Raw genomic sequence first — 12134 nt, 5'->3', positions numbered from 1 at the left:
GGGTAGTCCACGCCCAGGATTTGGGCGGCGTCAAGACTTCCCGAGCTCGATGACCGCGATAATCAGCTGTAGCGCGCTGAAGCCGATGACGAGCCAGACGCTGGCCCAGGCCGCCCTTGCGCTGTTTTCCGCCGTGCGCTGACTCTCCCGAGCTTGTGCGGCGGTTGCCTTCGCGGCTTCCGTGGCCTCCCGCGAGATCGCGACCGACTCGACCATCACCTCGAGTATCGACTTCAGGTGAACCGCCTGAGTCTCCGCCCGGTCGTTGAGTTCAGCGAGTTGGTCGGCAGTGGGCGGCAAAGCTGGATCGAAGTCAAGGTCCGCCATCCGCTGAAGCGCAGGGTCGACCGGCGGCACGAGCGCCGCACTCTTCTCTGCAATATCGGAGAACAACGACCGGTCAAAAACGTTCTTCGGCATCAGGTCCTTGAACAGCTTTTCGGCGCCGATCGCCTTGGAGAGCACTTCCTCCACGCCGGACTTCATCGACAGCCCGGCGAAGGCATTCCTGATTACCTCGTCGCGCTCGGCGTCGGTGCGCCTTGGCTTGGCCTCGCCGTCGATGATGATCGTGGATGCGTCGCCCTCCGGCGCGTCTTCGACGTCTCCGTTCTCGGCGTCGCTCACTTCGCCGTCAGTGTCGCTCACTTCGCCGCCAATGACGCGCGCGTCGTCGACCAGGTCGTCTTCGCTGTGGTCTGGCCGATCGTCGCGCTCGCTCATTTGCTCATTCTGCCTGCCCGTTCCGACGCCGCCGCGTTACCAGTCTCAGTGCACCTCGAACGCCTGCAGCCGAGAGGCAGGAGCGCCAGTGGACACATTGGCGTCCAAGTGCTCATCGACATCGGTGGTGTCGACCTTCCAGTCGAGTGCGACGACGCGGAGCGCGTTGTCGACGAGCCGCAACTGCGAGCTAGGAACGTCCTCGACGGCGCGCTTTTCCAAGCACCTCGACTCTCTGAAGATCTCCGCCGTTGTGTCGCTCCGCAGGCTGAGCAAATGCGGGGCATGTCCGAGAGTCCGGCCAAAACCGAAGTGCCCGCATAGAGGCAACGTGGGCGCGCTAAACGGCGCACCTTGCACCCGCGGAAGCGGGGCACCTCACAACCGGAAGGTCTCTACAGATGCACACCATCGCCATCGCCGCTCACGGCGCCACCCGCGACAAGTCCTCGATCATGCCGATGCTGCGGACGTCGAGCGCGGACGCGCTCACCGAGCTCCTCGCCGCTACCCTCACCGCCAACGGCCTGTCGAGCCTGGCCATCGAGGGCGACGACGTCATCGAGGTCTACGGCAAGGGCTTCGAGCTCGACCTCAAGCACCTCCGGGCGAGCGGGCCGAGCTCGGTGACCTCGATCAAGCTCGAGCTCCTCCCCGACAACCAGCGCAAGACGGTCGAGCTCCGCGACGCCGTGTTCGTCGCGTCCGTGAAGATCGCCGTCACGCTGAGCCGCTTCTTCGGCGTGCCCGTCGAGATCCGATCGGTGCCTCACTGGACCTAGCGCCCATAGAGGGGGCTCCTCGGGCGCGAGGAGCCCCCGCGTCCGCCGTGTCCGCGCGGATGCACTAGCGGATGGTCTGGGCCGATCGGTCGAAGTTTGGCTTGCTTCGGGACCGACTCCCTTGCCGGCTCGACGCTGACGCTCGACGAAGGGATGCGCCGCTGCGTGGCTTTCGGTATACCTCTGGCTGATGCCGTGTTCGCGGCGACCGCGGCACCGGCGAGAGCCATCGGCCGCCGAGATCTCGGGTCGCTCGCTCCAGGCATGCCTGCGGACGTCGTCCTCTGGGACGACGACCTCGTCGTCTCGTACGTCTGGCAGGGCGGCTCTCTCACCGAGCCTGCCTAAGCCCCACCACGGGCCGAGTGCGCGGCGGTTTACCTCGAGACGCGCGGACGCTCAGCTAGAGATACCCCGCCGGACTCCCGCGCGGGCCGCTCTTCACTCATGCTCGCCCCCACGTGTGAGATCCACCAACCGGAGCAACCCAACTCGGACCATGCAACTCAGCATGTGGTCGATGCGGGCGGGGTAACCACGAACGCCGCTGACGACTCGTGCGATCTTGTCGGACTGACCTCGAAGAGCGCGTCGAGCTCATCGCCACGGAGTGCTCTCGTGACCAGGAAGATCGGCGGCAATGAGTCAGGAAGCGCCGGCAGGGACGAGGGCGATCGCGCCCAGACGTCCAAGCTCAAGAGTCCTGACCGTGCAAGGAGCGGCCAGTGACGCATCCGAAGATGGAACACGGCGCACAGGCCCACCGCGACAGCTTTATCGCGGATGCTCCCGCGCGTCTGCCCGACCGCTGCCGCGACTGCCGTCACGACGGCGCTCGGCGTCGACGCGAGTCGCGGTTCGCTATCGGCGCCGGGAAGCAGCACCTCCACCGCGAAGACACTCATGGCATGGACCAATCCCCGCCCACCTCCCACGTCGTCCAGGTCGCGAGACCCTCGCGGCGGAGTAGGCGTAGGAGAAGATCGGGGCACGCTGCAGGGAGCAACACCCTTGTGTCCGTATATCTCGGCCTCGCCAGTCGTCTCAGCCGCTCGAACTCATCTCCACGCGGTGGGTCGGTGATGGCGAAGATCACCGGCAGCTCAGAGGGCAACTCAGGTACCTCGGCGAGCGATCCAACAGCGAGCGGCACCTCATCCGGGTACGGCAGCGCGCCGGGTCGACCGTCCCAGCTGTCCCGGAGATAGCGCGCCGCCTCAATCGCGACGTGACGGAACGCCTCCAGGTGTCCAGAGAGGTGCGGGCTCGTTCGTTGACCGGCCCGCGCCGCGAAGTAGCGGAGCAGCCCGATCTCGCTGCCGTCCTCTAGCCAGACAAGTTCCTCCTGGTCACCGGACTGCAACGCGAAGTCCTCGATGACTGCGGCGGGCTTCTTCATGACACGCCTATGCGCGGCAAGAGCCATTGGAGTGACCCGTCCGCCGCTCCGGCTGCCCGACCGATGCCCGCATAGAGGGCTGGTGCGGGCGGAAACAGCCCGCCGTAAGCCAGCCCCGAGCTGTGCCGCGCATAGACGGGAAGCCGGAAAGGACCCACCATGACCAGCATGACCATCACCTCCGAGGTGACGCCGAAGTTCCTCAAGCTGAAGGACCTCGCGGACCGCTGGAGATGCTCACCGAAGACCCTGCACAACCACCTGTCGGACCGTCGGCCGATGCCCGTCGCCGTGCGCCTTCCCGGCGGGCTGCGCTTCGCGCTCGAGGACGTGGAGCGGTTCGAGATCGACCAGAGGGGAGCCTGACGATGGCCCGACCTCGACTTCAACCAGGCGAGCACGGGTCGATCAGCGTCCGTCTCAACCCTTCCTCGGCCAGTTCATCGACGAAGTGGAAGGCGTCCGCGCGCCACCGCGATGGGATGACAGGCGTCGTCGCCCAGCGGTCCGCCACCGGACCGACGCAGGCCGAGGCGCGTCGTCGACTGCTTGCACGCCTGGAGGAGTCGGCTGGCGCTCGCAATGAGGCCAGGACGATGACGTTGCAGGCTGCGGCGCGTGAGTGGCTGGAAGCTACCGCGAAGCTCGGTCGATGGCAGCCGACAACGCTCGGCACCTACCGCCGGGCGATCGAGTCGGGGCTCTCACCTGTCGCGGGGCTCAGCCTCGCCGAAGCTTCCGCGAACCCCCGAGCGATTCGCACATTCATCCGCGACCTGGCGCTTGAATCGAAGACGCGGGGCCGCCGCATGCGAACGATCCTGCGGCAGACGTTCGCCTGGGCGGTGGATGAGGGTCTGATCTCGGGCACAAACCCCGTCGCGAGCGTCGCGATGCCTCGCACTGACCCGACTACGGCCAAGATCGTGGAAGCTGTCGACCTCGCCGAACTGCTGCGGGTTGCAGACCTCGGCCCTTGGTACGTGTCCGCTGGGGTGCGCGTGATGGTGGGTGCCGGGCTCCGCATCGGAGAGACGCTCGCGTTGCGAGTCGGCGATGTCGCCTTCGTCGATGGCGGGTTGGTCCTTTCCGTCGCCGGGTCCGTGATCGAGCCTGACGGCGAGCCCGTCACGCTTCGCGATGGTCGTGCGAAGTCGAACTCTTCGCTGCGCCGGCTGTACGTCGGCGGCGTGGCAGCCGAGGCGCTGCTCGCGCTCGTCAGCCGAGCCGGCAGCGACCCTTCCGCGCTGCTGTTCGCTGGCCGCGGCGGGGTCGTGAAGAGCCCGAGGAACTGGCGACGTGCTTGGCGCGCCGTACGGTCCCAGAGCCCGGTGACAGAGAAGGTTCACCCACACCAGCTGCGGGCAACCTACGCCACCCTGTCTATCCGGGAGGGCGGATGGTCCGCCGAGACGACGGCGGGGGCCCTCGGGCACGCCGGCACGGCGGTGCTGTTCGCGCACTACTTTCGGCAGGCGCCCATCCGCGGCCTGCCGAGCCCGAGCTCCGCTCCCTCGGCGCCACAGGCAGAAATCACTTCCTGAACTGGCGCGAGAATCCCAAAGGAGCACTCCCCGGGCAAGACCAACGGTCGCAGTTCGCGGACAAACATCACCTGCGTGGATGGCCCGCGCTCACCGCACTACGAGATCGGCCTCGATCGCGCCCGTCGCGCGGCGCAAGGCGGGGAGGACCCGCTCCAGCTCCGACTCGACGTCGTCGGTTCGAGCCGTCGACACGTTGACCGCAGCGAGAACCGTGCCGTGTGCGTCTCGGACGGGTGCTGCAATGGAGCGAAGCCCCTCCTCCAACTCGCCATCAACGACGGCATAGTCGGCAGCGCGAACCTTCCGGATCTCATCGAATAGCGCTGAGCGATCAATGATCGTGCTGCGCGTGTATGCGCGAATCTGAGTGCCGGCGAGAGCGGCGGACATGTCGTCATCGGACTGCGCGGCGAGCAGCACGCGCCCCAGTGATGTCGCCCATGCGGGGAATCGCGTGCCGATCGTGATGTTGACGCTCATGATGCGGCGCGTGGGCACCCGGGCGACGTAGACGACGTTCGTGCCGTCGAGAACCGCGAGCGACGTCGACTCGTCGACCTCGCGCGAGAGCCGTTCGAGGTGCGGCTGCGCGATCGCGGGCAGCGACAGTGACGAGAGGTAGCTGTAGCCGAGCTCGAGCACGCGGGGCGTAAGCGCGAATGTGCGGTCGCTCGTCCGCACGTAGCCGAGCGAGACGAGCGTCATGAGGAAGCGGCGGGCGGCGGCGCGCGGTACGTCGGCACGCGCGGCGACTTCGCTCAGCGTGAGCTCGGCGTGGTCGGCGTCGAAGGCGCGAATGACCGCGAGGCCGCGAGCGAACGACTGGACGAAGTCGCCGCTAGGCTCGCCATCCGCCGCCCCGCCCGCGTCTGAGGGGTCAGCGGCGGCGGCGGGCTCGGCGGTCATGCGCTCATCTTTCCAGAACGACCGCGAGGCCCTGGCCGACGCCGATACACAGGGCGATGACCGCGACGCCGCCGCCGCGACGCTTCAGCTCATGGGCTGCGTGGCCGATGATGCGGCCGCCCGAGGCTCCGAGCGGGTGGCCGATGGCGATCGCGCCGCCGTGGATGTTCACGCGCTCGGGGTCGAGCTCGGGCCAAAGGCGGATGCACGCGAGCGACTGCGACGAGAAGGCCTCGTTGAGCTCGACGAGGTCGACATCGGCCCACGTGCGACCGGCCCGGGCGAGCGCCCGGTTGGCGGCCTCGACGGGGGCGACGCCGAACACGTCGGGGTCGTTGCCGAACGCGGCGCGGCTGGCGATGCGCGCAAGGGGCTCGGCATCGAGCGCACCCTCGCCGCCCAGCAGCACGGCCGACGCGCCGTCGTTGATCGATGAGGCGTTGCCCGCCGTCACGGTGCCATCGGCCGCGAAGAGGGCCTTGAGCCCCGCGAGGCGCTCGAGCGTCGTGTCGGCGCGGATTCCCTCGTCGCGCGTCAGCTCGTGGCCGGGCACCTGCACGGTCTCGCCGTCGTAGGCGCCGGTCTCCCACGCCGCGGCTGCGAGGGCGTGGCTGCGCAGGGCGAAGGCGTCCTGGTCGTCGCGGCTGATGCCGTAGATCGTGGCGAGCTTCTCGGCGGACTCGCCGTTCGAGATGGTCCACTCCTTCGGCAGCGCACGGTTGATCATGCGCCAGCCGATGGCCGTGTTCCAGAGGGTCGGATTGCCAATCGCGGGGTACGGCTTCGGCGACTTCTCGAGCACGTAGGGCGCGCGGCTCATCGACTCGACGCCGCCGGCGAGAATCACGTCGGCGTCACCCGACTCGATCGCGCGCGAGCCCTGGATGACCGCGTCGAGCGACGAGCCGCACAGGCGGTTGATCGTCGTGCCGGTGACGGACGTCGGGAAGCCCGCGAGCAGCGCGCCGAAGCGTGCGACGTTTCGGTTGTCCTCGCCTGCCTGGTTCGCGTCGCCGAAGACGACGTCGTCGATGCGAGCGGGGTCTAGGCCCGTGCGCTCGACGGAGGCGCGCATCACGGTCGCGGCGAGGTCGTCGGGGCGCACGTCGGCGAGCGCCCCTCCGGCCCGGCCGAACGGGGTGCGTACGGCGTCGTACACGAAGCTCGCGGTCATCGGGACTCCTCGTCGGTGGTGGCCTCGTCGACCATGGTCAGGGTCAGGCCGGTCAGCTGGCGCAGCTCGTCGAGCGTCGTCGTGCAGAACAGCTCCCGCACGGCGAAGCCGTCGGGCGTCACGTCGAACACGGCTCGGTCGGTGTACACGCGCGTGACGCAGCCGACCCCGGTGAGCGGGTACGTGCAGGTCTCGACGAGCTTTGACTCGCCGCCCCTGGTGAGGAGGTCGGTCATGACGTAGACGTCTTTCGCGCCGATCGCCAGATCCATCGCGCCGCCGACCGCGGGGATCGCGTCGGGCGTACCCGTCGACCAGTTGGCGAGGTCGCCCGTCTGCGACACCTGGAAGGCGCCGAGGATGCAGAGGTCGAGGTGCCCGCCGCGCATCATGCCGAACGAGTCGGCGTGGTGGAAGTACGCCGCCCCCGGCAGCTCGGTGACGGCGAGCTTGCCGGCGTTGATGAGGTCGGGGTCGACGTGGCCCGGTGCCGGCGCGGGGCCCATGCCGAGCATCCCGTTCTCGGTGTGGAGGATGACCTCCGAGCCGAGCGGCAGGTGGTCGGCGACGAGCGTCGGCGCCCCGATGCCGAGGTTGACGTACGCGCCGTCGGGGATGTCCGCGGCGACGCGACGAGCGAGGCCGTCGCGATCGAGACGATCGGTCATCGGTGGCCTCCAACGGTGTCGGTGGCGGCGGAGTCGACGAGCGGCTCCCCCTGCAGGTCGACGCCGCCGACGAACCTTCCGTCGCGCAGCCAGCGGCGATTGCCGACTGCGACGACGCGATCGACGAAGATTCCCGGCGTCACGATCGCCTCGGGGTCGAGGGTGCCGAGCGGCACGATCTCATCGACCTGCACGACCGTGGTGCGCGCGGCGGTCGCCATGATGGGGCCGAAGTTGCGCGCGGTGCGGCGGTAGACCACGTTGCCCCAGCGGTCGGCGCGCAGCCCGCCGATGAGGGCGACGTCGGCGCGGAGGGGGTGCTCGAGCAGGTAGGTGCGGCCGTCGATCTCGCGATGCTCCTTGCCCTCGGCGAGGGGCGTGCCGACGGCGGTGGGCGAGTAGAAGGCGCCGATCCCGGCTCCCGCGGCGCGGATGCGCTCGGCGAGGTTGCCCTGCGGCACGAGCTCGAGCTCGAGGCGGCCCTCGCGGTAGGCGCGGTCGAAGTGCCACGAGTCGGTCTGGCGCGGGAACGAGCAGACGACCTTGCGCACGCGGCCCTCGGCGATGAGTCGCGCGAGACCGAGGTCGCCGCCACCCGCGTTGTTGCTGATGATCGTGAGCTCGCTCGCCCCCACGTCGATGAGGGCGTCGATGAGCTCCACGGGCTGGCCGGCGCGGCCGAAGCCGCCGATCATCACCGTGGCTCCGTGGGTGATGTAGGCGACGGCGTCGCGGATGTCGGCGGCGGTCTTATCAATCATCAGTCGGCCGCTCCTTTCGCGTGTTCGCTCTGCGAACAGTCGTTCGTTATGCGTACATCCTAGCGGTACCGCCACTACGCCGGAAGGGATCAATGGGCGCGAAGCCGGTAGGTGGCCCTGCAACAGCGCGCATGGCCGATAGCGCTCCCCGAGAGCCGTCAATCGAAGTCGCGCGCTTGATCGAGGATCGGCCGCGCGAGTCGGAACGCGGTGTTGGCCGCCGGTACGCCCGCGTAGATCGCGCTCTGCAGGATCACCTCAACGATCTCGTCGGGAGTGAGGCCGTTGCGCAGGGCGGCGTGCACGTGCATCTCGAACTCCTCCTCGTGGCCGAGGGCGATCATCGAGCTGAGCACGGCGATCGAGCGCGAGCGACGGTCGAGGCCGGGGCGCGTCCAGATCTCGCCCCACGCGTAGCGCGTGATGAGGTCCTGGAAGTCGGCCGTCGACGGCGTCGTGCCGGCGATCGCGCGGTCGACGTGCGAGTCGGAGAGCACCTCGCGGCGCACGCGCATGCCCTGGTCGTAGCGCTCGCCGTCGCTCCGGCCGTCGCCGGCGGGGCGCGGGGGTGAGGTCGTCATGTCAGTCCTTCCGCACGGAACCGAAGAAGTCGAGCAGCGCGGCCGCGGTCGCGGCGGCGTCCTCGGCGGGGGGCAGGTGCGCCGCGCCGGGCACCATGACGGCTCGGCCTCCGGCGACGCCCCGCGCGATCTCGTCGGCCTTCGCCTCGGGCGCGACGGCGTCGTGCTCACCCCAGAGCGCGAGCACGGGCATCCGGATCTCGCCGAGCCGGCCGCGCACGTCGTAGGCGGCGAGCGCTTCGCAGCAGCGGGCATAGCTCTCGTCGTCGGCGTCCTGCAGCACGTGCAGCAGGCGGCCGCTCAGGTCGGGCGCGCGCTCCATCGAGCCGGGCGCGAACCAGCGCTGCGCGGAGGGGATGATCACCGCCGATGTCGACTGCGCGCGTACCGTCGCTGCCCGCTCGTGCCAGGCCTCGGGCGTGCCGAGCTGAGCGCCCGAGGCGACGATCGCGGCCGCGGCGACGAGGTCGGGGTGGCGCAATGCGAGCTCGAGGCCCGTCGCGCCGCCGAGCGAGACGCCCGCATAGAGGATGCGCTGCTCGCCCCGGTCGCGCAGCGCGCCGGCGAGACCGTCCGCGAGCTCGCCGACCGTGAAGGGCTCGGTCGTCGCGTGGCCGGCGCCGTGGCCGGGGAGATCCCACGCGCACACGCGATAGCGCTCGGCGAGCAGCGGCAGCGCGGTCTCCCACAGGATGGTCGAGGTGCCGAGCGACGGCCCGAGCACGAGCAGCGGGGCGCCGTCGGGCCCGACGGCCGGGGTGAGGTGGATGCTCGGGGTCGTCATCGCTGCTGGCCTCCGTCGAGCACGCGGTCGATCATGATGCCCGTCGCGCCGAGATACGCGCCCGGGTCGAGGAGCGCGGCGATGTCGACCTCGGCGAGCGCCGGCTCGGCGCGCAGCAGGCGCTCGAGGTCGGCGGCGTCGGTCGCGCGGCCGAGCAGGGCACGGGCGCGGTCGTCGCCCAGGTGCGGGGCGAGGGCGATCGCCAGGCGCTCGGCGACGAGCATGCCGCCCGAGAGCGCGAGGGTGCGCTCGATCGCGGCGCCGTCGATGACGAGCCCGGCCGTCAGAGCGCGCGCGGTGCTCGCCGCGCCGAGCGCGAGTCGCAGCAGCTCGCGCAGCGTCGACCACTCGGCGTGCCACGCGCCGTCTGGGCGCTCGTCGACCGCGAGGGCCGAGGCGGAGTGCAGCGTCGCGCCCAGCTGGGGCGCGCGCATCGCCGCCGAGCGCAGCAGCACTGCACCGACGGGATTGCGCTTCTGCGGCATCGCCGACGAGCCGCCGGGCGACGACTCGGCGAGCTCGCCGATCTCGGTGCGCGTGAGAGTCGCGATGTCGGCGCCCACGACGCCGAGCGCGTCGACGGCCTGCACGAGCGCGTCGCCGAGCTCGGTGATGGGCCAGCGAACGGTGTGCCAGGGCAGCTCGGGCGCGGCGAGATCGAGCTCGTCCGCGAAGGCGGCGACGAGACGCAGGGCGGCGGCCTCGGCGTCGGCCGGGTGGGCGGCGCGGGCGTGCTCCACGAACGCGGCGAGGGTGCCGGCGGCGCCGCCGAGCTGGGCCGGGAGCTGCTCGAGCACGACGGCGAGACGACCCCGCGCCCGCCGCACGCCGACCAGCCAGGTCGCGACGCGCATCCCCATCGTCGTCGGCACGGCGTGCTGGCCGAGCGTTCGGGCGACGACGACGCGATCGCGCTCGGTGCCCGCGAGGCCGGCGAGGGCCGCGTCGACTACGTCGAGCTCGACGATGATGCGGCCGCCCGCGCGCCGGGCGACGAGCATGAGCGCCGAGTCGACGATGTCCTGACTCGTCGCGCCCCGGTGCAGCCACTCGCGGTCGGACTCGTCGAGCAGGCCGCGCAGTCGGCTGACGAGGGGGATGACGGGATTGCCGCCCGAGACCGCAGCCTCGGCGAGGTCGTCGGCATCGATGCCGTGTCCGCTCGCGGGGTGGCCCGCCCCGAGCCACCCGAGGCGGTCGGAGACGCGCTCGGCCGCGGCCGAGGGGGCCACGTCGAGCGTGGCCCAGGCGCGCGTCAGCGCGATCTCGGCGGCGACGAGCGCGTCGAGCACGACGTCATCGCCGACGGCATCGGCCGCGCCGATCGATACGGGTGAGAGCAGACCGCGGTCGACGGCCCCGTCAGTAGGCAAAGAACACGGTCTCCTTCTCGCCCTGCAGGCGGACGTCGAAGTGGAGTCCGCCCTCGGGGGTCCGCGATGCGATGAGCGTAGCGCGCTCCTCGGGCGCGAGACCGGCCAGCAGCGGGTCAGCGGCGAGCGCCGCCTCGTCCTCCGGCAGGTACGCACGAGTATGGAGCTTGTCGGGCAGGCCGCGCGCGTAGACGACGAAGGCGAAGAAGGGCGCCTTGCCCGGCTCGGCGCCGGGGTTGCGAGTCCAGAACTCGTATCGACCCTCGTCGGTCGTGAACGCGCGGCCGAACCCGGTGAAGGTGTGGCCGTCGCGGCGGCAGGCGCCGCGAGCGCGCGGGATCGTGCCGTCGGTGTCGGCCTGCCAGATCTCGATGAGCGCGTCGGGGATGGCCGCGCCGTTGCCGTCGGTGACGGTGCCGCCGAGCACGAGCGAGCCCGGCGAGTGCGGGTGCACGATCTGGTTCATGTCGGGGTACTGCAGGCCGAAGGCGTAGAACGGGCCGACCGTCTGGCCGGGGGTCGGCGTGTGGGTGCGCGGCGGAACGTCGGTAATCAGTTCTCCTCCTCGGGCTCGAACCAGGTGGCGTCGGGGCCGTCGACGACGATGTCGAAGCGGTAGCCCATCGAGAACTCGGGGCTCGTTAGGTCGTGGTCGTAGACGCCGATGAGTCGGTCGCGATCCTTCTGGCTGCGGATCGACTGGTAGATCGGGTCGAGCGCGAAGAGCGGATCGCCCGGGAAGTACATCTGCGTGATGATGCGCTGCGTGAACGACGAGCCGAAGATCGAGAAGTGGATGTGCGCGGGCCGCCACGCATTGACGTGGTTGCGCCACGGGTACGGCCCCGGCTTGATCGTCGTGAAGCGGTAGTGTCCCTGGCCGTCGGTGACCGTGCGGCCCGCGCCCGTGAAGTTGGGGTCGAGCGGTGCGGGGTGCTGGTCGCGCTGGTGGATGTATCGGCCGGCGGAGTTCGCCTGCCAGATCTCGACGAGCTGATTGCGCAACGGGCGGCCCCACGAGTCGAGCAGGCGGCCCTCGACGGTCATGCGCTCGCCGATCGGCTCGCCCATGTGCTGCAAAGTGAGGTCTGATTCGATTGCGGCGACGTCGCGCTGACCGAAGGCCGGCGAGAGCAGCTCGATCGTTTCGGGGTCAACCAGGCGCGGGTTCTTCGTGGGGTGGCGCAGGATGCTCGAGCGGTAGGCAGGGAAGTCGTAGAGCGTGGCCGGCAACGTCTCGCCGGCGGCGATGCGGCGCTCGGCCTCTGCGTGTGCCGCGACGATCTCGGCGGTGATATCCGACTGCGGGGCCTGGTCGGGCGCGGCGAGCAGCGACTCGGGCGCGGGCGCGACCGCGGTCGGGGACGTCTGCGTCGTCATGGGGTCTCCTCGGAAGACATTGGAGCGATGTCGCGATTGTCGTCATGCGCACAGTG

The 12134-nt window shown here is 70.2% G+C and carries 16 protein-coding genes; 4 read left to right on the top strand and 12 right to left on the bottom strand.

Annotation, left to right across the window (positions count from 1 at the left end; translation table 11 throughout):
• Nucleotides 1–30: 30 nt before the first annotated feature.
• Together FHX53_RS11625 and FHX53_RS11620 are read right to left on the bottom strand one after the other, a co-directional pair.
• The gene (locus FHX53_RS11625) at nt 31–723 is read right to left on the bottom strand and encodes a hypothetical protein (protein ID WP_182491498.1); all 693 of its coding nucleotides are present in this window, start codon (nt 721–723) and stop codon (nt 31–33) included.
• A 45-nt stretch (nt 724–768) separates the two neighbouring features.
• On the bottom strand, nt 769–945 hold the full coding sequence (locus FHX53_RS11620; RefSeq protein ID WP_182491497.1) for a hypothetical protein: 177 nt from the start codon (nt 943–945) through the stop codon (nt 769–771).
• A gap of 179 nt (nt 946–1124) precedes the next feature.
• Here FHX53_RS11620 and FHX53_RS11615 point away from each other — a divergent pair, with 179 nt between their 5' ends.
• Together FHX53_RS11615 and FHX53_RS11610 are read left to right on the top strand one after the other, a co-directional pair.
• Complete coding sequence (locus FHX53_RS11615; protein ID WP_182491496.1) at nt 1125–1505, top strand: hypothetical protein; 381 nt, start codon at nt 1125–1127, stop codon at nt 1503–1505.
• A gap of 96 nt (nt 1506–1601) precedes the next feature.
• Nucleotides 1602–1853 (top strand): amidohydrolase family protein, encoded by a 252-nt coding sequence (locus FHX53_RS11610; protein WP_220476398.1) that lies wholly within the window; start codon nt 1602–1604, stop codon nt 1851–1853.
• Between the two features lie 553 nt (nt 1854–2406).
• On the opposite strand, the gene FHX53_RS11605 is transcribed toward FHX53_RS11610, so the two are convergent.
• Nucleotides 2407–2904 (bottom strand): hypothetical protein, encoded by a 498-nt coding sequence (locus tag FHX53_RS11605; RefSeq protein ID WP_182491495.1) that lies wholly within the window; start codon nt 2902–2904, stop codon nt 2407–2409.
• Nucleotides 2905–3063: 159 nt separating this feature from the next.
• Here FHX53_RS11605 and FHX53_RS11600 point away from each other — a divergent pair, with 159 nt between their 5' ends.
• Together FHX53_RS11600 and FHX53_RS11595 are read left to right on the top strand one after the other, a co-directional pair.
• Nucleotides 3064–3270, top strand: coding sequence for a MerR family transcriptional regulator (locus FHX53_RS11600; RefSeq protein ID WP_182491494.1), 207 nt, complete (start codon nt 3064–3066; stop codon nt 3268–3270).
• A gap of 230 nt (nt 3271–3500) precedes the next feature.
• Nucleotides 3501–4448: a tyrosine-type recombinase/integrase gene (locus FHX53_RS11595; RefSeq protein WP_182491493.1), complete on the top strand. Its 948-nt coding sequence runs from the start codon at nt 3501–3503 to the stop codon at nt 4446–4448.
• A 90-nt stretch (nt 4449–4538) separates the two neighbouring features.
• Here the strand turns inward: FHX53_RS11595 and FHX53_RS11590 are convergent, their stop codons facing one another.
• From FHX53_RS11590 to pcaH, 9 genes are all read right to left on the bottom strand, one after another.
• The gene (locus tag FHX53_RS11590) at nt 4539–5357 is read right to left on the bottom strand and encodes an IclR family transcriptional regulator domain-containing protein (protein ID WP_182491492.1); all 819 of its coding nucleotides are present in this window, start codon (nt 5355–5357) and stop codon (nt 4539–4541) included.
• A 4-nt stretch (nt 5358–5361) separates the two neighbouring features.
• Entirely contained in the window at nt 5362–6531 is a 1170-nt protein-coding gene (locus FHX53_RS11585) for a thiolase family protein (RefSeq protein WP_182491491.1), read from the bottom strand.
• Nucleotides 6528–7199: a 3-oxoacid CoA-transferase subunit B gene (locus FHX53_RS11580; RefSeq protein WP_182491490.1), complete on the bottom strand. Its 672-nt coding sequence runs from the start codon at nt 7197–7199 to the stop codon at nt 6528–6530. Before FHX53_RS11580 ends, FHX53_RS11585 begins: the two co-directional genes overlap by 4 nt.
• On the bottom strand, nt 7196–7960 hold the full coding sequence (locus tag FHX53_RS11575) for a 3-oxoacid CoA-transferase subunit A (RefSeq protein ID WP_182491489.1): 765 nt from the start codon (nt 7958–7960) through the stop codon (nt 7196–7198). Before FHX53_RS11575 ends, FHX53_RS11580 begins: the two co-directional genes overlap by 4 nt.
• A 158-nt stretch (nt 7961–8118) precedes the next feature.
• Nucleotides 8119–8541, bottom strand: a complete 423-nt coding sequence (gene pcaC / locus FHX53_RS11570; protein ID WP_182491488.1) for a 4-carboxymuconolactone decarboxylase — start codon at nt 8539–8541, stop codon at nt 8119–8121.
• Nucleotide 8542: 1 nt separating this feature from the next.
• The gene (locus tag FHX53_RS11565) at nt 8543–9325 is read right to left on the bottom strand and encodes an alpha/beta fold hydrolase (RefSeq protein WP_182491487.1); all 783 of its coding nucleotides are present in this window, start codon (nt 9323–9325) and stop codon (nt 8543–8545) included.
• Nucleotides 9322–10698: a lyase family protein gene (locus FHX53_RS11560; RefSeq protein ID WP_182491486.1), complete on the bottom strand. Its 1377-nt coding sequence runs from the start codon at nt 10696–10698 to the stop codon at nt 9322–9324. The genes FHX53_RS11565 and FHX53_RS11560 overlap by 4 nt, the downstream gene beginning before the upstream one ends.
• A complete protein-coding gene (gene pcaG, locus FHX53_RS11555; protein WP_246335674.1) occupies nt 10688–11164 on the bottom strand; it encodes a protocatechuate 3,4-dioxygenase subunit alpha in 477 nt (158 codons plus the stop codon). Before pcaG ends, FHX53_RS11560 begins: the two co-directional genes overlap by 11 nt.
• 86 nt (nt 11165–11250) lie before the next feature.
• Nucleotides 11251–12078 (bottom strand): protocatechuate 3,4-dioxygenase subunit beta, encoded by an 828-nt coding sequence (gene pcaH, locus FHX53_RS11550; RefSeq protein WP_182491485.1) that lies wholly within the window; start codon nt 12076–12078, stop codon nt 11251–11253.
• Nucleotides 12079–12134 lie beyond the last annotated feature (56 nt).

The sequence above is a fragment of the Microcella alkalica genome, from assembly GCF_014137945.1.
GTDB lineage: Bacteria > Actinomycetota > Actinomycetes > Actinomycetales > Microbacteriaceae > Microcella > Microcella alkalica.
This window is presented reverse-complemented; position numbering and strand designations above follow the sequence as displayed.

Bases quoted from the DNA above. Each gene is read 5' to 3' on its own strand.
- FHX53_RS11625 (WP_182491498.1), bottom strand. From the start codon at position 723: ATGAGCGAGCGCGACGATCGGCCAGACCACAGCGAAGACGACCTGGTC.
- FHX53_RS11615 (WP_182491496.1), top strand. From the start codon at position 1,125: ATGCACACCATCGCCATCGCCGCTCACGGCGCCACCCGCGACAAGTCC.
- FHX53_RS11605 (WP_182491495.1), bottom strand. From the start codon at position 2,904: ATGAAGAAGCCCGCCGCAGTCATCGAGGACTTCGCGTTGCAGTCCGGT.
- FHX53_RS11600 (WP_182491494.1), top strand. From the start codon at position 3,064: ATGACCAGCATGACCATCACCTCCGAGGTGACGCCGAAGTTCCTCAAG.
- FHX53_RS11595 (WP_182491493.1), top strand. From the start codon at position 3,501: ATGACGTTGCAGGCTGCGGCGCGTGAGTGGCTGGAAGCTACCGCGAAG.
- FHX53_RS11590 (WP_182491492.1), bottom strand. From the start codon at position 5,357: ATGACCGCCGAGCCCGCCGCCGCCGCTGACCCCTCAGACGCGGGCGGG.
- FHX53_RS11585 (WP_182491491.1), bottom strand. From the start codon at position 6,531: ATGACCGCGAGCTTCGTGTACGACGCCGTACGCACCCCGTTCGGCCGG.
- FHX53_RS11580 (WP_182491490.1), bottom strand. From the start codon at position 7,199: ATGACCGATCGTCTCGATCGCGACGGCCTCGCTCGTCGCGTCGCCGCG.
- FHX53_RS11575 (WP_182491489.1), bottom strand. From the start codon at position 7,960: ATGATTGATAAGACCGCCGCCGACATCCGCGACGCCGTCGCCTACATC.
- pcaC (WP_182491488.1), bottom strand. From the start codon at position 8,541: ATGACGACCTCACCCCCGCGCCCCGCCGGCGACGGCCGGAGCGACGGC.
- FHX53_RS11565 (WP_182491487.1), bottom strand. From the start codon at position 9,325: ATGACGACCCCGAGCATCCACCTCACCCCGGCCGTCGGGCCCGACGGC.
- pcaG (WP_246335674.1), bottom strand. From the start codon at position 11,164: ATGAACCAGATCGTGCACCCGCACTCGCCGGGCTCGCTCGTGCTCGGC.
- pcaH (WP_182491485.1), bottom strand. From the start codon at position 12,078: ATGACGACGCAGACGTCCCCGACCGCGGTCGCGCCCGCGCCCGAGTCG.